This window comes from Bacillus sp. MT94 (genome assembly GCF_058792475.1).
The window spans coordinates 25486-44326 of record NZ_JBXAEZ010000013.1 but is presented as its reverse complement, the minus strand read 5'-3'; the positions used below and the strand labels follow the sequence as shown (position 1 = coordinate 44326).

Annotated in this window: 35 protein-coding genes and 1 pseudogene; all 36 read left to right on the top strand. The window is 37.4% G+C overall.

Annotation, left to right across the window (positions count from 1 at the left end; genetic code table 11):
- Positions 1-10 precede the first annotated feature (10 nt).
- The 36 genes and pseudogenes from AC1Q51_RS27235 to AC1Q51_RS27060 all read left to right on the top strand — a co-directional run bounded on the left by AC1Q51_RS27235 (position 11) and on the right by AC1Q51_RS27060 (position 18836).
- A complete protein-coding gene (locus AC1Q51_RS27235; RefSeq protein WP_001096488.1) occupies positions 11-214 on the top strand; it encodes a helix-turn-helix domain-containing protein in 204 nt (67 codons plus the stop codon).
- A gap of 65 nt (positions 215-279) precedes the next feature.
- Complete coding sequence (locus AC1Q51_RS27230; protein ID WP_492331857.1) at positions 280-1113, top strand: ORF6N domain-containing protein; 834 nt, start codon at positions 280-282, stop codon at positions 1111-1113.
- A 13-nt stretch (positions 1114-1126) separates the two neighbouring features.
- Positions 1127-1390, top strand: coding sequence for a hypothetical protein (locus tag AC1Q51_RS27225; RefSeq protein ID WP_492331856.1), 264 nt, complete (start codon positions 1127-1129; stop codon positions 1388-1390).
- A 17-nt stretch (positions 1391-1407) separates the two neighbouring features.
- Positions 1408-1530, top strand: coding sequence for a hypothetical protein (locus AC1Q51_RS27220; RefSeq protein ID WP_492331855.1), 123 nt, complete (start codon positions 1408-1410; stop codon positions 1528-1530).
- Positions 1520-1660: a hypothetical protein gene (locus tag AC1Q51_RS27215; protein WP_492331854.1), complete on the top strand. Its 141-nt coding sequence runs from the start codon at positions 1520-1522 to the stop codon at positions 1658-1660. Before AC1Q51_RS27220 ends, AC1Q51_RS27215 begins: the two co-directional genes overlap by 11 nt.
- Before the next feature lie 201 nt (positions 1661-1861).
- On the top strand, positions 1862-3394 hold the full coding sequence (locus AC1Q51_RS27210) for an AAA family ATPase (protein WP_492331853.1): 1533 nt from the start codon (positions 1862-1864) through the stop codon (positions 3392-3394).
- Positions 3387-4322, top strand: a complete 936-nt coding sequence (locus tag AC1Q51_RS27205) for a RecT family recombinase (protein WP_492331852.1) — start codon at positions 3387-3389, stop codon at positions 4320-4322. The genes AC1Q51_RS27210 and AC1Q51_RS27205 overlap by 8 nt, the downstream gene beginning before the upstream one ends.
- Entirely contained in the window at positions 4319-4486 is a 168-nt protein-coding gene (locus tag AC1Q51_RS27200) for a hypothetical protein (protein WP_492331851.1), read from the top strand. Before AC1Q51_RS27205 ends, AC1Q51_RS27200 begins: the two co-directional genes overlap by 4 nt.
- A 5-nt stretch (positions 4487-4491) precedes the next feature.
- Positions 4492-5238: a DnaD domain protein gene (locus AC1Q51_RS27195; RefSeq protein ID WP_492331850.1), complete on the top strand. Its 747-nt coding sequence runs from the start codon at positions 4492-4494 to the stop codon at positions 5236-5238.
- Positions 5222-5980 (top strand): ATP-binding protein, encoded by a 759-nt coding sequence (locus tag AC1Q51_RS27190; protein ID WP_492331849.1) that lies wholly within the window; start codon positions 5222-5224, stop codon positions 5978-5980. The genes AC1Q51_RS27195 and AC1Q51_RS27190 overlap by 17 nt, the downstream gene beginning before the upstream one ends.
- 12 nt (positions 5981-5992) lie before the next feature.
- Entirely contained in the window at positions 5993-6187 is a 195-nt protein-coding gene (locus tag AC1Q51_RS27185; RefSeq protein WP_492331848.1) for a hypothetical protein, read from the top strand.
- Positions 6184-6450 carry a hypothetical protein gene (locus tag AC1Q51_RS27180; protein WP_492331847.1) on the top strand — a complete coding sequence of 89 codons (267 nt, stop codon included), beginning with the start codon at positions 6184-6186 and terminating at the stop codon, positions 6448-6450. The genes AC1Q51_RS27185 and AC1Q51_RS27180 overlap by 4 nt, the downstream gene beginning before the upstream one ends.
- Before the next feature lie 15 nt (positions 6451-6465).
- Positions 6466-6783 carry a hypothetical protein gene (locus AC1Q51_RS27175; protein WP_240383967.1) on the top strand — a complete coding sequence of 106 codons (318 nt, stop codon included), beginning with the start codon at positions 6466-6468 and terminating at the stop codon, positions 6781-6783.
- 13 nt (positions 6784-6796) lie between these two features.
- Positions 6797-7249, top strand: coding sequence for a nucleoside permease (locus tag AC1Q51_RS27170; RefSeq protein WP_492331846.1), 453 nt, complete (start codon positions 6797-6799; stop codon positions 7247-7249).
- Entirely contained in the window at positions 7246-7653 is a 408-nt protein-coding gene (locus AC1Q51_RS27165; protein ID WP_492331845.1) for a hypothetical protein, read from the top strand. Before AC1Q51_RS27170 ends, AC1Q51_RS27165 begins: the two co-directional genes overlap by 4 nt.
- An 8-nt stretch (positions 7654-7661) precedes the next feature.
- The gene (locus tag AC1Q51_RS27160) at positions 7662-7835 is read left to right on the top strand and encodes a Fur-regulated basic protein FbpA (RefSeq protein WP_492331844.1); all 174 of its coding nucleotides are present in this window, start codon (positions 7662-7664) and stop codon (positions 7833-7835) included.
- Positions 7836-8245: 410 nt separating this feature from the next.
- Positions 8246-8485: a glutaredoxin family protein gene (locus AC1Q51_RS27155; protein WP_492331843.1), complete on the top strand. Its 240-nt coding sequence runs from the start codon at positions 8246-8248 to the stop codon at positions 8483-8485.
- Positions 8486-8521: 36 nt separating this feature from the next.
- Positions 8522-8725, top strand: coding sequence for a hypothetical protein (locus AC1Q51_RS27150; RefSeq protein ID WP_492331842.1), 204 nt, complete (start codon positions 8522-8524; stop codon positions 8723-8725).
- Positions 8709-8846, top strand: a complete 138-nt coding sequence (locus tag AC1Q51_RS27145; protein WP_202441529.1) for a hypothetical protein — start codon at positions 8709-8711, stop codon at positions 8844-8846. Before AC1Q51_RS27150 ends, AC1Q51_RS27145 begins: the two co-directional genes overlap by 17 nt.
- Complete coding sequence (locus tag AC1Q51_RS27140; protein ID WP_098400584.1) at positions 8843-9175, top strand: nucleoside triphosphate pyrophosphohydrolase family protein; 333 nt, start codon at positions 8843-8845, stop codon at positions 9173-9175. Before AC1Q51_RS27145 ends, AC1Q51_RS27140 begins: the two co-directional genes overlap by 4 nt.
- Before the next feature lie 39 nt (positions 9176-9214).
- Positions 9215-9679, top strand: a complete 465-nt coding sequence (locus AC1Q51_RS27135; protein ID WP_492331841.1) for a DUF7448 domain-containing protein — start codon at positions 9215-9217, stop codon at positions 9677-9679.
- A gap of 36 nt (positions 9680-9715) precedes the next feature.
- Positions 9716-10721, top strand: a pseudogene (locus AC1Q51_RS27130) (DNA cytosine methyltransferase).
- A 31-nt stretch (positions 10722-10752) separates the two neighbouring features.
- Positions 10753-10998 (top strand): hypothetical protein, encoded by a 246-nt coding sequence (locus tag AC1Q51_RS27125; protein ID WP_098297616.1) that lies wholly within the window; start codon positions 10753-10755, stop codon positions 10996-10998.
- Positions 10999-11113: 115 nt separating this feature from the next.
- Positions 11114-11860, top strand: coding sequence for a DNA-methyltransferase (locus AC1Q51_RS27120; protein WP_492331840.1), 747 nt, complete (start codon positions 11114-11116; stop codon positions 11858-11860).
- A 38-nt stretch (positions 11861-11898) separates the two neighbouring features.
- On the top strand, positions 11899-12183 hold the full coding sequence (locus AC1Q51_RS27115; protein WP_492331839.1) for a hypothetical protein: 285 nt from the start codon (positions 11899-11901) through the stop codon (positions 12181-12183).
- Positions 12184-12202: 19 nt separating this feature from the next.
- Positions 12203-12622 carry a DUF1064 domain-containing protein gene (locus AC1Q51_RS27110; protein ID WP_492331838.1) on the top strand — a complete coding sequence of 140 codons (420 nt, stop codon included), beginning with the start codon at positions 12203-12205 and terminating at the stop codon, positions 12620-12622.
- Positions 12603-12821, top strand: coding sequence for a hypothetical protein (locus AC1Q51_RS27105; protein WP_492331837.1), 219 nt, complete (start codon positions 12603-12605; stop codon positions 12819-12821). The genes AC1Q51_RS27110 and AC1Q51_RS27105 overlap by 20 nt, the downstream gene beginning before the upstream one ends.
- Positions 12822-12960: 139 nt before the next feature.
- Positions 12961-13347: an ArpU family phage packaging/lysis transcriptional regulator gene (locus AC1Q51_RS27100; protein ID WP_000441085.1), complete on the top strand. Its 387-nt coding sequence runs from the start codon at positions 12961-12963 to the stop codon at positions 13345-13347.
- A gap of 34 nt (positions 13348-13381) precedes the next feature.
- Entirely contained in the window at positions 13382-13534 is a 153-nt protein-coding gene (locus tag AC1Q51_RS27095; protein ID WP_492331836.1) for a hypothetical protein, read from the top strand.
- A gap of 1290 nt (positions 13535-14824) precedes the next feature.
- Positions 14825-15001, top strand: a complete 177-nt coding sequence (locus tag AC1Q51_RS27090) for a hypothetical protein (RefSeq protein ID WP_200458819.1) — start codon at positions 14825-14827, stop codon at positions 14999-15001.
- A gap of 84 nt (positions 15002-15085) precedes the next feature.
- A complete protein-coding gene (locus AC1Q51_RS27085; RefSeq protein WP_492331835.1) occupies positions 15086-15259 on the top strand; it encodes a hypothetical protein in 174 nt (57 codons plus the stop codon).
- Between the two features lie 359 nt (positions 15260-15618).
- On the top strand, positions 15619-15867 hold the full coding sequence (locus AC1Q51_RS27080; RefSeq protein ID WP_492331834.1) for a hypothetical protein: 249 nt from the start codon (positions 15619-15621) through the stop codon (positions 15865-15867).
- 52 nt (positions 15868-15919) lie between these two features.
- Positions 15920-16198: a hypothetical protein gene (locus AC1Q51_RS27075; protein ID WP_098191932.1), complete on the top strand. Its 279-nt coding sequence runs from the start codon at positions 15920-15922 to the stop codon at positions 16196-16198.
- Positions 16199-16277: 79 nt separating this feature from the next.
- A complete protein-coding gene (locus tag AC1Q51_RS27070; RefSeq protein WP_492331833.1) occupies positions 16278-16592 on the top strand; it encodes a hypothetical protein in 315 nt (104 codons plus the stop codon).
- A 68-nt stretch (positions 16593-16660) separates the two neighbouring features.
- Positions 16661-17554 carry a terminase small subunit gene (locus AC1Q51_RS27065; protein ID WP_492331832.1) on the top strand — a complete coding sequence of 298 codons (894 nt, stop codon included), beginning with the start codon at positions 16661-16663 and terminating at the stop codon, positions 17552-17554.
- Positions 17538-18836, top strand: a complete 1299-nt coding sequence (locus AC1Q51_RS27060) for a PBSX family phage terminase large subunit (RefSeq protein WP_098191935.1) — start codon at positions 17538-17540, stop codon at positions 18834-18836. The genes AC1Q51_RS27065 and AC1Q51_RS27060 overlap by 17 nt, the downstream gene beginning before the upstream one ends.
- Positions 18837-18841: the final 5 nt, after the last annotated feature.

Genomic DNA, 18841 nt, shown 5'->3' with positions numbered 1-18841 from the left:
GGTGATTAACATGGCGAAATTAAATACGCAAAGGGCTAAACAGATACGGTTACAACTAGGTTATAGTCAAGAAGAAGTAGCTAAACACCTAGAATGTACAAAAGGATCTTACTGCCAAATGGAACTTGGTTATCGACAGCCTAGCCTTGAAAAACTAGGGAAATTATCAAAGTTATACAAAGTATCAACAGATGAACTTTTAGAAATAAGTTAACTATAGGTAGTCAATTTTTTTTGAAGTTACGTTTACCTCAGGTAAACAAATGAGGAGGAATAAAAATGAATGAATTACAGATCATCGGTAAACAGAATATCGCAGGTTATGAATTTACCGGAATTGAAGGCGGATTCGGTAAAAACAAGAAAGCGATGTTAGCAAGAGATGTTGCTGAAATCCACGGTCAACCATTAAAAGAGATAAATCGTCGAATCAATACAAACAGAAACCGCTTTAAAAACGGCGTAGATATCATCGACCTTCTAAGTGGCTCTCAACCACTTAGAGAATTAGCGATATTAAACGGATGGATTGGTAGTAATCGAACACAAAATGTATATCTTTTATCAGAACGAGGATATGCAAAGCTTTTAAAAATTCTCGAAGATGATACAGCTTGGGAATTATACGACAAATTAGTTGATGGATACTTCAATATGAGAAAACAACAAATCGATACTACTCAACTAAGCCCAGAACTTCAAATGTTCCAAACTCTTTTCACAACATTAGCTACTCAAGAATTAAACCAGAAAAAGTTGGAACAGAAGGTAGACAATATCAGTGAAATTGTAGCTTTGAATTCTACAGATTGGCGTAAAGATACAACTTCAATTTTAAACAAAATAGCTCGCAAACAAGGTGGATTTGAAATGTATCGTAAGATCCGCAATGAAAGTTACGAAATTTTAGAACAAAGAGCCAGTGCTAAATTGAGTATTCGTGTAAACAACAAGAAAAAGAGCATGGCGTTAGAAGGCGTATCAAAATCAAAAATCGATAAAATCTCTAACTTAGACATCATTGGTGAAGAAAAACGTTTACTAGAAATTTACTTAGCAATAGTTAAAGAAATGGCAATCCGTTATCAAGTAAACGTTAATGAGGCTATATAAGGGAGGAACAACAATGGCAAACGTAAATATGAGCACAGTATTAAAAGCGAAATTATTCAGTGACCTACTAAAACATTTAGATGAAGTATCAACGTCATTAATGATTCAACGTGACGATATGTTAGAAAACGATGAAAGTGAATTAAATATGGAATCAGTTAAAGAGATTAATAGCTTATTAGATAAGAATGAAGAATTCGAGTGCGATATTAAAGCGTTGTTAATTACAGAAGTAGACAGAATACATGAAGAGGATATGGAAATCAAAATCCCTTAGAACAGGAGGTGGTTTAAATGATGGAGGAAAGCACATTAGCACTGGCAATCGTATCAGCGACAATATGTATATTCGTATATCTAGCGCACCGAATAGATGTCTGGAACAAGAAAACAGGATGGTCAAGAGATGACAAATAAACAGCAGCGTGATGAATACGAGCAGAAGAAACTAGCGTGGATCATAAAGGATTTACGAGCTAGAGGGATACATAACAGCGCAGATAAGGTTAAGGAAATGCATAAGGAGTTTATCACTCTAGCTAAATAGGACAAGCGTTCGCTTGTCGGAATATTCAGGAATCTAATGGTATCCCCCACCTAGTAAATGGGTTCCTGGATATTCCGATGCGTGAAAGCATCAAAACAAAATAAAAAACCGCCTTACCCCTAAGACGGTTTGGAGAAACTTTGAAAAGCATGTACCAATATTATACCAAATGGTTTCTCCTCAAAACAAGGAGGAAAAATAATGAAAATCAACTTTAAAGAATTGCGCATTATTAACTTTAAAAATCATGACAACCTTAATGTGGCTTTTGGTGAAATAACAACTATTAGTGGCCCGAATGGTGCGGGTAAATCATCGATAGGTGAAGCGATTACATGGGTTTTATACGGTATTGATCCATACGGAACTAAAAACGAGCCGAAACCGATTGGTAATGAAGATGCAGAAACGAAAGTAGAACTCCTTATCCAAGTAGACGATAAAGATATCTTAATCGGTAAATCTCAAAAGAAAGCAGCTAAGTACTTTATCAATGAAGTGCCAAAGAAAGCGAAGGAATTCGAATCATTTGTAGATGAGTTGTTTGACAAACAAGCTTTCCTATCACTATTCAATCCTGGTTACTTCAGCTCACAACACTGGCAAACGCAACGTGAACAACTACTTACATATGTGAGTGAGCCGTTAAAGAAAGAAGTATTTGCGGAGTTACCCAAAATACAAGTTAGTTTATTAGAAGAAAACTTAAAGAAACTTTCAATAGAAGACTTACAGAAAGTTCATGTAGAGCGCAAGAAAACACATGAGAAATCATATGAACGTGCAAGTGAACGAGTTATCACATTAAAAGAGCAGTATGAGAAGCAGAAAACTGAAAGTACTGATGTTAATAAGGTAGAAATCGAATCGCAACTATCTGAATTACAAGCGAAACGTTCAGAAATTGATAAAACAATTAAAGATTCGCAAAAGAAACAGCAACAGTACAACCAAGCGCAATATCAAATCGAAGGCATGAAGCAGCAAGTATTAAAACAAAAAGAAGTTGTTCTTGGTATACGTGATGAGGAATTACAAGACACATGCCATACGTGCGGACAAGCCTTACAAGATGAAGCAGTTGAACAGGTTAAACAAAACAAAATTAACCGCTTTGAAGAAGCAAAACAGATTGGTTCAAACATGGTTAAGAAACTAAAAGAGCTAGAAGCTTCTATAAAAGAAATGTCACTTGAAGAAGTAGAACCAACTCAGACAAGAGAAATTGATGAAAAAATTTACGAGTTAAACGGATTACTTCGACAATCACAACAACTAGATTTGCTACAAAAAGAAATTGATGAAGCAGCGGAAACGCAAGCGAAAATTCGTAAAGAAAAGAATGAATCAATTGCAATTATTGATGCAATTAAAGACTTCCGTACAAAGCGTTCTGAATTGATGGTTAGCAAGATTCAAAGTTTATTTACAAACATTGATGTGCAGCTCTATGAAACTCTTAAAAATGGTGAAGAGAGAGCTACATTTGAAATCTTAATGGATGGTAAACCATACAGCAGACTTTCTACAGCAGAAAAGATTAAAGCAGGGTTAGAGCTGGTTGAAGTGTTAAGCAAACAATCTCAATTAGTAGTTCCAACATTCGTTGATAACGCCGAAAGCATTCTACATTTCACGAAGCCAGCAGGACAGTTAATCATTGCGAAGGTTGAAGATACAGAGTTCACGATAAAAGCAGAAGGAATTCAAAAGGAGGAAGTAATCAATGGCTAGTCAAGTAACAGCAACACCAAATACAGATAAGGTAATCGGTAACTTCACGAAATCCGAATTAGACACAATCAAAAGTACTATTGCGACTGGTACTACAAATGAGCAATTCGCTTTATTCGTACAAACTTGCGTTAACTCCGAACTTAATCCTTTCTTAAATCACATTTATTGCATCGTGTACGGCGGCAAAATGAGCATTCAAGTATCAGTAGAAGGTGTACTTCACCTAGCAAGACAAAAGAACGGATACAAGGGAATCGATGTTCAAACAGTACATGAAAATGATGAGTTCGAAGCTGATCGTTCTCAAGAAGGAGAATGGATCATTAGAAAACACCAAGTTAAATTCCCTCGAGGAAAAGTGATTGGTTGTTATGCAGTAGCCCAACGTGAAGGGTTCAAAGATGTTGTAGTCCTGATGGAAACGGACGAAGTCATTCACATGAAGAACGGTACAAACAAACATATGTGGAATAACTGGTTCAACGATATGTTCAAGAAACATGCAATGAAACGTGCAGCTAAATTACAGTACGGCATTGAAATTAACGAAGATGAGGCAATTTCATCAAGCCCAGTAGATAGTGTTCCATCGTATGAACCTGAAAAACGAGTAGACATCACGCCAAACAAACCGAATCAAATTCAAGTTGAAGAAGGCGAAAAGATTGATCCGGAAGCTGAATTGAAGAAAAAACAAAGCGAAGTAATGGAGAAATTAAGTGAGTACAACATGACAAATGATGATTTGCAAGAAATAGCAGTTAAGCACTTCAAGGTACCGGCAGCAGATTTAAATCTTCAACAGCTTACAGGACTTGTTAAGTTCTTAGATTTAGAACATAAGAAACGTGTGAAAGAGAAGGCGCAAGAACAACCTGAACAAGAAGAAATCGACTTTGAAAATATGGAAATGGAAATCGCATGATCAACACACAAAGTAAGGTACTCCTTCCGGCTTGGTGCTGGAAGGATGCCAAATCAACAGACGAAGTAAAACAAAATGTACTGAAATATATAAATCCGAAACGCTACCCAGGTTATAGGGTCCTGAAAGTATCGAAAGGATTTGCTATATGCGAGCGGGAGTGAATTAAATGACATTAATTGATAGAAGAAGACGTGGTTTTTTCATGATAGATAACGAGATTGTAGATGATGCAAGACTTTCTCATAAAGAAATGGCTGTATACATGGTTCTTTGTAGACATCTTAATCAAGAAACGGGAAGTTGTTTCCCTTCTTTACCAACAATCGGTAAGAAAGTCGGGATGTCAAAGAACACGGTAATTAAGGCTTTAAATACCTTAATAGAAATAGGTTACGTGACAAAAGAGAAACGTTCATCTAAAGAACAAGGCGATATGTCTAACGTTTATTACGTCAATGACGTTCACGATTTGAACGGGGGAGTTCACCAAATGAACCGGGGGGGTTCAGGAGATGAACTGGGGGGAGTTCACGAGGTGAACCCTAACAATACTAATCTTAACAATACTAATTTAACAATAAGTAGTAGTAGTAAGAACCCCTTCTCATTCTATGAAAGTAATATTGGAGTTTTAAATCCATTCATGGCAGACGGTATAGATCAGTGGATTAAAGATACAAGCGAAGAACTTGTTATAGCAGCAATGGAACGTGCATTAAAGCAACAGAAAAAATGGAATTACGCTGAAGGCATATTAAAACAGTGGGCTAACAAAAACATTAAGACTTTGGATGATGTGGAAGCTTTAGAAGCTGAATATCAACGAAATAAAGGAGCGAAGAACAATGCAGAGAGCGGCGGCAGCAATACCAACCGATATAGCCAAAAAGGTGAATATGACTATGGATTCTGATGTGTGCGATACGCATGGCATGAATAAGATGAAGTTCGGTGGACAAGTTGTTTGCCCTCGCTGTTTCCTTGAAAACGATAGTAAGAAGCTTCAGCAACAGGAACAAGCGAAATACGATGCGGATAAAGCGAATGAGAAGAAATTCATGTTCCACCAACAAAGCATGATTGCCGATAGCAACATTAAGAAGGCTAACTTTGATAATTACAAACCTACTAGCGATGAAGGAGCGAAGAACCTTGAACTCGCAAAGGTCATCGCAACTGATTATCTCAACGGCAAAGTGTTTAACACGATTATGGCCGGGAATTGTGGAGCAGGGAAAACACATCTTGCTTACGCTATAGCTGATCAAATTGCAGGAGCAGGGAAGTCAGTTGTCTTCGTTACAGTCGGCGAATTGCTACGGAAGATAAAAAGTACATTCAGTAAAGATTCTACATTAACCGAAGATGCAATTATAAGAAGTTTAGTAAGAGCCGAGGTTTTAATAGTTGATGATTTAGGGGCTGAATTAGGCGCATTAGATGCTAATACAAAAGCTACAAACTTCATTAATAGGGTGTTATTCGATGTTTTCGATGGAAGGCAAGGTAAATCTACTATCTTCACGACAAACCTTACAGGGGAGCGTTTAGAGGGCGCATATGACGAGCGAATTGTATCACGTATTTTCAACAACTTTAAAGCGCTTGTTTTCAAAGATACAAAGGATTACAGAAGAAAAGCATTACCATTCTAAGGGGGAATTAAGATGTGTGTATGTAACGGAACGGGAGTAATTCAAAACGACATTGGAACAGGTATGTATCAGTTTGGGCCATGTGTTTGCGAAGCGGCAAATATTACACCTGAAGAGGTGGATAGAAGACGCGAGGAAGTAATTGAAAGGTTAAAGGAAACGTATCGTCGTCTGCAACAGTTAGAGAAAGCCGGGGAAGTGGCATGAAGCAATTAACACTGGAAGACGTTGTCGGGAGTTTTGATTACGCAGCAAAGAGCACATCAGAGAAGTTTTTAAAACGTGACACAAGCGTCATAACGTACTCAGTTGAGTTTTACGATAAGGACGACAAATGGAAGCTTAGATGGTTTGAAGCGAAGTCAGAGAGCGAAGCCATGGGAATGGCTAAAGATAAATACGGGCGAATTCAAATTATTGATACTTATATATCGGACAGATCGTTAGCGGAAATAATGGCATTGGATTAAGAAAGGGGAATAGTGATGAACTTCTTTATCTTGGACGAGCATTATAAAAAAGCTGAATTAAATGGGATTAACAGAAGAAGGTTGCAAGAGCGTATATACCGTTATGACTGGGATATCGAAAGAGCAATAACACAACCGGTTGGCACAAAGAAAATGGACTTTGATAGAAAACATGGAGAGTGGATGCATATTGCCGAACAAAATGGCGTATCACGTTTTACATTCTATAGCCGATTAAAAAGAGGTTGGTCATATCATTTAGCAGCAACGAAGCCACCAGGAAAGCAAGGGAATCGCTACGATGAAAACGGCGAATTAAAAGAGATTATTTAAGGAGGGAAAGGGAATGGCTTTAGATCGTTGGTTAACTGATGAGGAATATGCAAGGGCAGCAGCTAACGGGATAAACAGGAAAAGGCTACAAAGCAGAGTGTATGACTTTAATTGGGATGTAGAAGAAGCGATAACGGCGCCAATAGGGACAGTAAGACACGAATACGAAAGAAAACATGGCGATTGGTTCAAAGTGGCGGCAGAAAACGGGATAAATAGTAGCACATTTTACAACAGGATAAACGCGCTCGGATGGAGTTATAAAGATGCAGCGACGAAACCGACAAGGCAAAAAGATAAAACAGAAAAAACATGGTTAAATATCGCAAAGAACAACGGTATCGGCTACCAAACTTTCATATCACGAATTCGCACTCAGAAATGGGATATGGAGAGAGCAGCAACAACACCAGTAATTAATACAGGGAGACGTTGTTCTATGAAGGGTAAGGAGGGAGTATCGTGAGGTATTACGGGCCTGTTATTACTGATGAAGATTATGAGAGGGCAGCTAAGAACGGCATTAGCAAATCCAATGTATATCAACGAGTTAATGAATACGGATGGGAGATAGAACGCGCTATAACGGTACCAATCAGAAAACGTAAAGGCGGAATCAACGCTGGGATGATAACTCTTGCTGAAAGGAATGGGATTAGCAAGCCAACACTATTCAAAAGAATAAAAAATGGTATGGATCCATATGAAGCCGCGACGAAACCGAAAGGGTATGCAGCACACCTGGAATTAGCAAGAAAAAATGGGATTAAGGACGTTACATTTTACCAAAGGGTTAAAAGAGGAATGAATCCTTATGAAGCGGCTACAAAGCCAGTAATGAATCGTAGAGAAGTACAGCAGATAAGCTAGGAGGCAACATGGATAGGCAAGACAGGTTAATAGAACAATTGATTCAGAAGAATATATTCAAGCTAACCGACGGGCGCGACTTATTTGAAGGGAGTTGCGAGGAACTGGCGGGGCTGTTGGAAAGGGATGGGGAGAATGAGGCAAACGGAACAAGTTATGGATTGGTTTTACTCAAGAGGTAAGCAGATACACGTTAGATGGTTTTCTTACATGTGGTGCGACTACACAGGCGACCAAGAGAGACAGGATGAACCTATAGAGTTCCTGCATACACCTATCAAATATAAATGTTGGGGAAAAGGAGCGAGAAACTAATGAGGATGTACCGCTGGAGGGCAACAATACAGGCTGAGAACCCTAAGAGGCTAAGAAAGCTAAAGAAAAACCTCAAGAGATATAAACGTAAGCCTAAGACTGATACAGTGTACTCGCTAGAACACTCATGGGTGATTTTACAGTGTGTCATTGATGCAGATTGGTTTCGCGATAGAGACGAGCAAAGAAAACTAAGGAGGAAGAAAAATGAAATATACAGAGCATGGCACATTTGAAGTAACTCAATTATTAGCAGAAGCGAAGGAGAATGAAGAGAATGGCAACTAAGATTGTTATATACACTGGAAATTCTTGCCCTAAATGCAAAAGAGCTAAAGAAATGTTAGAAAATTGTCCAGTTGAGGTTGAAATTATTGAAAGGAATATCGACGAAAACGAAGATGCTAGAGACTACTTAATTTCGATAATTGAATCTAACACACTGCCAACGCTGGTGTTTGTTGGAAGTAATGAAGATAAACATGTTTTTAGAGGTTTTGAAGAAAACATCGGATAGATTATGGAAGTATTAGGACTATAAAGGGGTGTTGGGATGAAGGCTGAACATATCGAACTGTATGAACAAGCGCTGAGTCATGAACAGGGACAAGCTAGTAAATGGTTTTGCGAGGTTAATAATCTAGAAGCGCAATTACAAATAGCGAAGTCGCATTACAAGCACCACACAGAGGAAAGAGATAGATTGCAAAACTTAGTTGTGAGATGGAAGGGGCAAGGGAATGGGAATAGGGTTTAGTTTAGGATTCAGACATCATGAGTGGCGATTAGGTATTTCAATCGATTTTAAGAAGACGTATATGGAAGCTAGTGTAGGGCCATTTTATTTCAAAATCAGAGTTGGAGGAATTGAAGAATGAATTTTAAAGAATATCAAACGGCAGTTACAAGAACTATTCCGAAAGGACGTACTTACGAACAGAATGCATCTAACTTTGCTATGGGACTAGCTGGTGAAGTTGGCGAGGTTGTTGACCACCTAAAGAAAGCTATCTATCACGATCATCCATTAGATGAAGATGAAGTGGAAAAGGAATTAGGTGATATTCTTTGGTACATTGCAGCAACAGCAGAAACGCACCATCTTGATTTAAATGAGATCGCAGAGAAGAACATTCATAAGTTAAAGAAGCGATTCCCAAACGGATTTAGTGAGGAAGACAGTAAGAAACGTGTAGATATGAAGTAAGACCAAATTTGAATTTTGTACAGAAATGAGGGAATGAGAATGGCAGGTTTAATAAATGGAATTCAACAGTTGTTAGGTGAACCGGGAGAATTCACGTTACTTGTTGGGAAAACAATTGAAAAGATTTTTGTAGGGAACGGATATTGGTCACTACGTTTTATTACAAATGATGGAATAGTTGAATGGGATACGGAAAATGATTGTTGCAATGAAGTGTGGTTTGAACATTTAGATGACTTAGATGCTCTAATTGGCGCAACAGTCTTCGAAGTAGAGGGTGATCGTTGGGGAGACTGGGAAGACATTTCTGAAGAAGATGAGTATGGAGAAGTTCTTGAACGAGCATTTTGGAAAATCAAAACTAACAAAGGTGTTTGTACCATAGAAGTTCGAAACTCGCACAACGGATATTATGGCGGTCGTGTAATTGAAGAGCTAAGTGAACATGATAAAGAAACTTTCGAAGGTAAAGATGAGTGGAAAGAAGTAACGGAAGAATTCTAACAAAAGCGTTATTTTATTAGAAAGTGAGGTGGTGATATGAGTCTTACTTTTATAGACTTATTTGCCGGGATTGGCGGATTTAGATTAGGAATGGAACGAGCGGGCCATAAATGTATAGGTTACGTAGAATGGGACAAATTTGCTAGAAAATCGTACGAGGTAATCCATAACACTGAAGGAGAGTGGACAGTAAATGACATTAACGATGTTAACCCAGGAGAAATCCCAGCAGCTGACGTTTGGTGTTTTGGATTTCCTTGCACCGATATATCAATCGCAGGACCACAAAAAGGATTGTCCGGAGCAAGATCAGGATTATTTTATAAAACGATTGAACTCCTCAAAAGCCAAAAAGAAAAAGATAAACCTAAATACCTTTTCATTGAAAACGTTAAAAACTTGTTTTCAGTTAATGGAGGATGGGACTTTGCCAGAATTCTCATTAGCCTGGACGAAGCAGGGTACGATGCAGAATGGCAATTGCTCAATTCTAAAGACTTCGGAGTCCCACAAAACAGAGAAAGAGTCTTTATTATTGGACATTCTCGAAACAAATGTGGACGAGAAGTATTTCCTATCGGAGGAAACAACAAAGAGATTGATAATGTACCCGGACAACAAATTTACGCCAATACACTCACAGCAAGATACGGATCAGCATTGGGGTCAGGAGCGTATATTCTTGAACGTGAACAGCATTAAGAAACCGAAAGTATTGGTGAAGGAAGCTACAAAGCAAGGATATGCAGTGGCAGAAGTAGGAGATAGCATTAATTTTTCGGTCCCAAATTCAAAAACGAGAAGGGGAAGAGTCGGAAAGCAAATCGCACAAACATTAGATACGGCATGTAATCAGGCAACGTTGCTAACTGATTATCGAATCAGAAAATTAACGCCAAGAGAATGTTGGAGACTCCAGGGCTTTCCGGATTGGGCTTTTGATAAAGCACAGGAAGTAAACTCAGATTCTCAGCTTTATAAACAATCAGGAAACTCTGTTACCGAGACAGTCATTTATGAAATAGCAAAGAGATTAGTATAAAAATTTCATTTTGTAGAAAAGGAGAATGGATATGGAGGATACTCTAGATCTTTTACAGGACTCAATTGATTTATTAATAAACCTTAGAGATTGGATGTATGTTGTACCAAAAATAGAAGCAAGAGGGTTTAGTGCTGACAAAGAATATTGGTTTAATTACGAAGACTTTAAGATGTTTAGAACACCAGATGAAGTCGGTATAGCTGTTAAAAATGATAAAGGGACTTTTGAACATTTTAGCTACAGCGAATTCTTATCATTCTTTGAGCGCAGATAAAAGAGCAGCTAGCAAAAGCTAACTGCTCATCTCCAAGGGGGAACAAGGAGAAAGTAACTTAATGGGTTGTCTACAGTATTGACGGAATATTGAGTTTTATTCAGGGGGTAGAGGGATGTTAAATGAAATTCACAACATGGATTGCTTAGAAGGAATGAAATTACTGCAGGATAAATCGGTAGACATGATTCTATGCGATTTGCCGTATGGGGTGACTGCACGAAACAAATGGGATGTAATAATTCCTTTCGATAAATTGTGGGAACAATACGAACGAATCATTAAAGATAATGGAGCAATCGTTTTAACAGCAACTCAACCATTCGCGTCTAAGTTAATTATGAGTAATCCTGATCTATTTAGATACGATTGGATTTGGGAAAAGACATTAGCCACAGGACATTTAAATGCAAAGAAGATGCCAATGAGAGCACACGAAAGTATTTTAGTCTTTTATAAGAAATTACCAACATATAACCCTATGAAAACAAAGGGACATGCTCCAGTAAATTCATATACAAAGCACCAGGATGATGGAACTAATTATGGAAAAACAAAGGTTGGTATTAGTGGTGGAGGAAGTACAGAGCGATACCCACGAAGTGTACAGCGTTTTTCTGCAGATAAACAGAAAGAAGCTATACATCCTACTCAGAAACCAGTGGCCCTTTTTGAATATCTAATTAAGACTTATACCAATGAAGGTGAAACGATACTAGATAATTGCATGGGATCAGGTACAACTGCAGTAGCTGCTATAAATACCAATCGTAATTTTGTAGGATTTGAAAAAGATTTGGAAATTCACGCTGCAGCTAATCAACGAATTAATAATCTGCAGCAAGTGTTACAAGTGATTTGAACAAAATAATCCTTTTAATAGAAAGTGAGGTTAGGAGAATGGCGCATTGGGTAGATACATATCCACACGATGTACATGCAAGTGTATTGCTACTAGATGGAGAGATTTACAACTGGAAGATCGGGCAGAGGTATTGGAAAAGTCCTTGGGATATGACTTGGAGATTCCCGTTACCAGATAACATGGATAAATTCATTGTAGAAACAAAAAAATGGACGGTTAATACTTCAGAAGAACACAGTAAAGTATTCCAAAAGTATGCAAGAGAATGGTTCAAACAATGGGAAGTTGCTGATGATTATGTAGGAAGTAAACCATATTAAATGAAAGTGAGGTTACTAGGTGGTTAGAAGAAAGGTTGTAACCAAGAAGAAGAACAAACCACGGATCAAACAAAAGAAAGTGACTTATGACGGAATAGATTTTGATTCGCAGTCGGAAATGAACTATTACAAGTACTTAAAAAGCAGGGGTGACGTCACTCATATAGAGTGCCACCCTAGTTATATATTAATCCCTTCTTTTGAGATTAAGAGCAGCATAACGAAGAGTGGTAAGTCGAAAAAACCAGCCTCTAGGTTTACACCAGATTTTAAAGTGACGTACTCAAACGGTCGTGTAGAGGTCGTAGATGTTAAGGGTCATAAAAAGGCAATCAATGAAGGATTCCCATTAAGAAGAAGATTATGGGAGTTTCAAAATCAACAGGAGTTAATCGTTGTGATATGGGACAAGAAGTTAGGTGAATGGACAAGATCATAAAGGGGTGAGTGTCATAAAAAGATACGAAGGTACACGAGAGTATACATTGTTCCGAAAAGAACCAGGGTTTGGAGATAATCAGTACGTTACGATATTCGATGTATTTAAGTATCAGGAGTTAGTGGACCATTTTAATGATGGCTGGAGAATTCATGATGAGGATAAGAAGAAAGCAGCTTTGCAAAGAACAATAGCATAATGGATAGTGGAACCATGACTAACAGTGTGGTGGGGGCTGTATTGTAGTCATCGTTCCCTTATTCAACAAAGAGATATTAAAATTTCACGTACCTTACGTGATGTTAAAAAGACAAATTCAGAAATAGGGGGATTCCTTCATGGAGAGACAATTAACTTTATTACCAGCTATAGATAGAGAAACAGAAAAACAGGTGCAGAAAGAAGTAGTAAAAATTTTAAAGGAATACCGTGCATTAAAAACTCGTTTTGAGAATGAAGTGGAGTTACAACATGAAGGAATCAGTTTGTTCCCTGAGATTAGAAACACAAGACATATTAGTAATATCAAATTTAAACAGATTGATAAGGCATTACAGTATGTTTTAGATTATGACGAAGCTGAGATTATCAAGAGGAAGTACTTAAATGCGGATAAGCCGAAAGACAGCTTTATTTACACTGAATTATCGATGAAGAAAGATCACTTCTATTATAAGAAGAAAAATGCGATTCGATTGATCGCTACATCTTTAGGGATGATTTGAAAAACTTAAATTTTACTAAGGAATGAGGAACGGTATGAAAACAGATCGAGTTGAAAAGAAATGTTTGGTAGTAGAAGCGAAGAAATACTTAGTAGGTCAACCGTCACCTGGAGAAGCTGTTGCAAGATGGCATAACTACATGAATGCTAAACGAGAATGCGACTGTGGAAAGTGTCCAAAAGAATAACAAATAAAACTGAAAAAAGCGTCATTGGAATCTAAAAACATCGACAAAATCCCGACAAAAAAGGGGACTAAATAGGGGGAATTTTGATAATGAAATCAACGGTATTCTTAATGTACAAGCTCATTCAAGAGCTTTTGGACAGCCCTTTGAAAACCGCATATCGAAGAGGATTAGTACACCTATAAGTGAAACGTTCTTATGCGAGAATGTCACGGTAACGTATACCGCATAGTAGGGCGGGCAAGGCGGTATGAACCCGCATTAAGACGAAAAGACCAATGAACGTATAACAATGACATATTCCAGTGTGGCGGGTGTGAGATAACTCGCATTCGTCATGCTGTTTCTATTATGTTTAGTGTTCAGCTCAGAGACCGCCATGTCCTCTGGGTTGATGGTGAACATAATTCCTCTTATTCTCTGTTAATGTTGTTCTTGAAAATGGAAATGGGGTGATGGTCCATGATTGGATGATTACGCGTTTCTAAATATTAATAGGAATATAGATAGGGCTTATGAGCTTTTTCATCAATTTGAACCGGGAATTAATTTAACGAATTACTCACATCTTTCGTTAAGCAAGGGGCTTCTGCTCTTTGTTTGAGCCAATACAACTGAATCTTCCTCTCAGTCTTATGTGTTGGCTGAAACAGGGGGACGGAATAAACATATTCCCTCTAGATATAATTACATTGTATAAACGAATTGGTCAGCTAAGGTCTTGCGACAACCGATGTATTGACCAGCTCTACGGAGCATAAACGAGAGAGTCCCTAGCTCTCTTTGAACCGATGACAGCTCTTACGCATGGAGCAAACTACTGAACGTCGTCGGTTGAAAGAGGTTATGGATACCTCATACTTTGGGACTTGCTCCCCGGTGCAACTGAGCACAGATTGATCAGAAGTAAGTAACTCGAGCAATACTTACTTCAAAGGATATAAAGAGCATATTCTTGCTCTTCTCCCAGCCGCTGAACACAGGGCGTGTAGCCAAACTAGTTGATGCAGCGGTTTGGAGAAGGTTGAGAGTAATCTTGACCTTGAAATGATTGCGAGATTCCCCTTTCGTTAATGATTTCTCCCATCCCCTTTAATATTTTTATAAACCATAGAAAAGAGCTGTCACTCAGGTGATGGCTTTTTTATTTTTTGTAAACCGGGAATTAGCCAATTACCTTAAATTGCATGTTAGTTCCCTGGTTTAGAAAGAATAATTTTCTTTGTTATATAGAAATTACACATTAAACGTAGATTTGAACAAAATGGACATTTGGTTAGGAGGATAATGATGGAAGTAAAAACGATAACAACTATTACTTATGATCCAACAGATAACATAGAACAAGCGACGTTTATGGAATGTAAAAATACATTATTGAATACTGGTTTTAAATTATTAGATGTGAGCAAACCGGCATTAGGTAATGAAATAGAAGTTACGTTTAAAATGGTAATCAGTGAATGATCAAAACAATAGCAATTATCGTAGGCGCTGCCGTGATCTGGTGGGCGTCTTGTTTGTTGTTAAGGAAAGATAAGGGGTGAGGGAGTGGATTGGGTAGACTTCTTTGGAATTCTAATATGGGTATTCATCCTTCGCATGTATTATCGATATGTTACAAAACAAACGAACACAACGAACGAAATACCCGAGACTATAGCCCCAGGTAAGCATGTACGATTAGTAAAAATAATTCTACTAACGTACTCTGTTGGATATTAACCTTTAGTTTGAATTGAATTTCTATTTTCATAGTAAAACCTCCCTAAATTGTCGTTCGTATATATAGTACGATTTGCGCAACTAACTGAACAAAAATGCAGATAGTTAACATAGTGAAGTTTATGCAGGAAATAACGGTGATTAGGTGCTGAAAATGGCGTTTTCAAGCCAATGTATAAAATTATGAATACCTCTTATTCATTGGAAATAAAGAAAACACTGATACCAAGGTATTTCCCATCTATCTTATTTACATAATGCATCTTATCGGCAGTCATTCTGTGTATAATATTCATTTCCCTGTATAAATTAGTTTTCGTTATGGATTTTTAAAAATAAGATTCTTTTGAGGTGATTTCATGCTGATCTATACGGTTATGATGTGGGACCATGCTGATACGGATATTATGTTAGCGACAGCAGACAGAGAAGAAGCGTTAAAAGAATTCGAATCATGTGTAGCATTCTCTTTACAGGTTTGGGAAAAAGGTGAAGTGTTAATTGAGATAATAAATAGTGAAGGTGAATACTTTGCTGATGGTGGATTAGAAAGATATCCAGAAAAAGGGCAACAGTTATTTAATGAGATAGTTGAACAATTACAGTAGCCAATGAGCTGTTTTTTTATTATATGGTATTGTGGAGTAAAGGAGTGATACCGTGAATATAACAAAAGACATTGATAAAATCATTGTTGAAGGTGAAGAACTTTCATTTATTGAAGTAAAAACTTCAAATTGGGCTGATGGTTCTGTTGCTGGATTTATCATTAAATCAAATGAGAAAATAAAGAAGTTTTATGATACTCTTTGGTCACAAGAGGAAGTATCGCTTATGGTTCATTATAAAGATGGTTCGTTTCATTACAAGATATCTAAAATCGTAGCGGTTAAAGACGGAACTAACGGTCAATATGAATATCATTTATTTGGAAAGTAGCGAATCCGCTGCTTTTTTATTTTATAGAGGATATTGTTCAAACTTGTCGAATGATTAATGGGTGAAAGGAGGGGAGAAAATGACAAATAAGATTATTTATAGCGATGAAAATCTAACGGTTTGTGAATATCCTAGATTAGGAGATTATGACGCAATCAGTTTCAGTAAAGGTGAAGAATTAATCCTTGTGTTAGGAGTATCTGGTACTGCACAAGTTGCTGCTGATTGTGGTTTAATAGGCGTGGATATTAATCAATGGCTATTAAATACAGGAAATAGTTTTATTGATGAAATTAGCGAAGAACAAAGACTAGTAATTACTTCTTATGATGTATCTAATGGGAAACTAAATACTCATTGGTCACAGTTAAAGAAGATGGAAAAAATAATTTAAATTCGTAGAAAAAACATCCGTTCAGGATGTTTTTTATTTTATAAAGGGATTACCGCGAGGTGGTGAATATGGCTAGGCAACGAAGCCCAGATCGTGACAAAGCATTTGAAATATATAAAGCAAGTAAAGGTGAGAAGCTACTTATTGATATTGCAGATGAGTTAAACCTCAAACCTTCGCAAATTAGAAAGTGGAAATCACAAGATAAATGGGATGAGCAAATGAATGGTAACGTTACTATTGCAAAAAGGAGCGTTACTAATGTAAAGAATCCCAAAACGAAAGCTAAATTAAAAGAGATATTAGATGATGAAGAGCTGACCGAAAAGGAACGGCTCTTTTGTTTATATTATGTGAAATACTTCAATGGAACGCAAGCTGCGCTTAAAAGTGGGTACACCAAAGAAAGCGCTCATGTGCAAGCAAGCCGATTACTAAGACGCGAACGAGTTTCTTCCTATATAAAAGAACTAAAGGGCGAGCTAATTGAAAATGTATTTGTGGAAGCAATGGATGTGCTGAAAGAGTACATTAAGATTGCTTTTGCTGATATTACTAACTATGTGACTTTTGGACAAAGGGAAGTTGAGTTTCAAGATGATGAAGGGAATCAATTCACTAGAATGATGAACTTCGTTGATTTGCAAGAAGCAGATTTGGTAGACGGCTCGATTATTACTGAAGTTAAACAAGGGAAAGACGGTGTATCAGTTAAGCTCGCTGACAAGATGAAGGCATTGGATAAATTATCGCAGTACTTCGACTTAGTTCCGGATAACTTCAAGAAGCAAATTGAAGAGGAACGCCACAAAATGCAAATGGAAGTGCAGAAGGTACACGTTGAGAAGATGAGAGCAGAAATAAAAGAACTGACTGATGATAATAGTAGCGGTGGCAAAGTCATCATTGTAAACGATAAGGAAGCCATGAGAAAGGCGATGGAAAATGACCAAGACAGTTAATATCATGGACTTGATGAATACTAATTTCTATTCGTTATGGCTTGCAGAACCGTCACATATTGTTGCGAAGGGCGGACGTTCTTCCATGAAGTCTTCGGTTATCTCGATGAAACTTATAACTGATTTTCTAGAAGATGAACAAGGTAATGTAGTTTGTTTGAGGAAAGTCGGTAAGTACCTATCCACTTCTATTTATGAGCAAATTAAATGGGCTATTTATATGCTTGGTGTAGAGAGTGAGTTTTACTTTGGTAAATCACCTTTAATTATTAGGCATAAGAAAACCAATACTGCTTTTTATTTTTACGGCTGTGATGATCCATTAAAGCTTAAGTCGGCGAAGATTGCTAAAGGTTACGTAATGGCACTATGGTTCGAGGAAGCGGCGGAGTTTGCAGGTGTAGAAGACATAGATATCGTTGAAGATACGTTCATTCGTCAAGAAATTGAAGGTAAAGAAGTAAAAGTATACTTCTCATATAACCCACCACGAAATCCCTACAGTTGGATTAATGAGTGGTTAGATAGTAAGGCGGGAGACGACGACTATTTTATTCATCATTCAACATACATGGATGATAAGAAGGGATTCTTATCTCAGCAGATGATCAGAAAAATTGAGAAGTATAAGATTCATGACTTGGATTATTGGCGGTGGATGTATGGCGGAGAAGTTATTGGTTTAGGGGATATGGTATACAACATGAATCATATACAAGAAATTGACGAACTACCGCATGACGATGACATTATTTTAATCGATACAGCATCCGATACAGGTCACCAGGTATCTGCTACAACACACTTGGCACTTGCTTTTACTAAAAAAAGAAACATTATCTTGCTGGATACGTATTATTATAGTCCTGCTAATAAGGTAGTTAAAAAGGCTCCAAGTGAATTATCTAAGGACTTCAAAGAGTGGCAAGACAGTGTAGTCAAAGACTATAACAGATACTTTGATAAACAGACAATTGATTCTGCAGAAGGTGCGCTTCGTAATCAGCTTTTTAAAGATTACGGTATAAGGCTGCATCCAATAGCAAAGAAAAAGAAAATAGATATGATCGATAACGTCCAGGACCTATTAGCGCAGGGACGTTTCTTTGTGTTAAAAACAGAAAAAAATAAGATTTTTGTAGAAGAACATAAGAAATATCAATGGGATGCCGATAGCTTACAAAGTGATGATCCAAAGGTAATGAAGGTAGATGATCATACTTGTGATGCATTTCAGTACTACGTTAATGATAACTTACAAAAACTCGGATTGAAATTTTAGGCGGT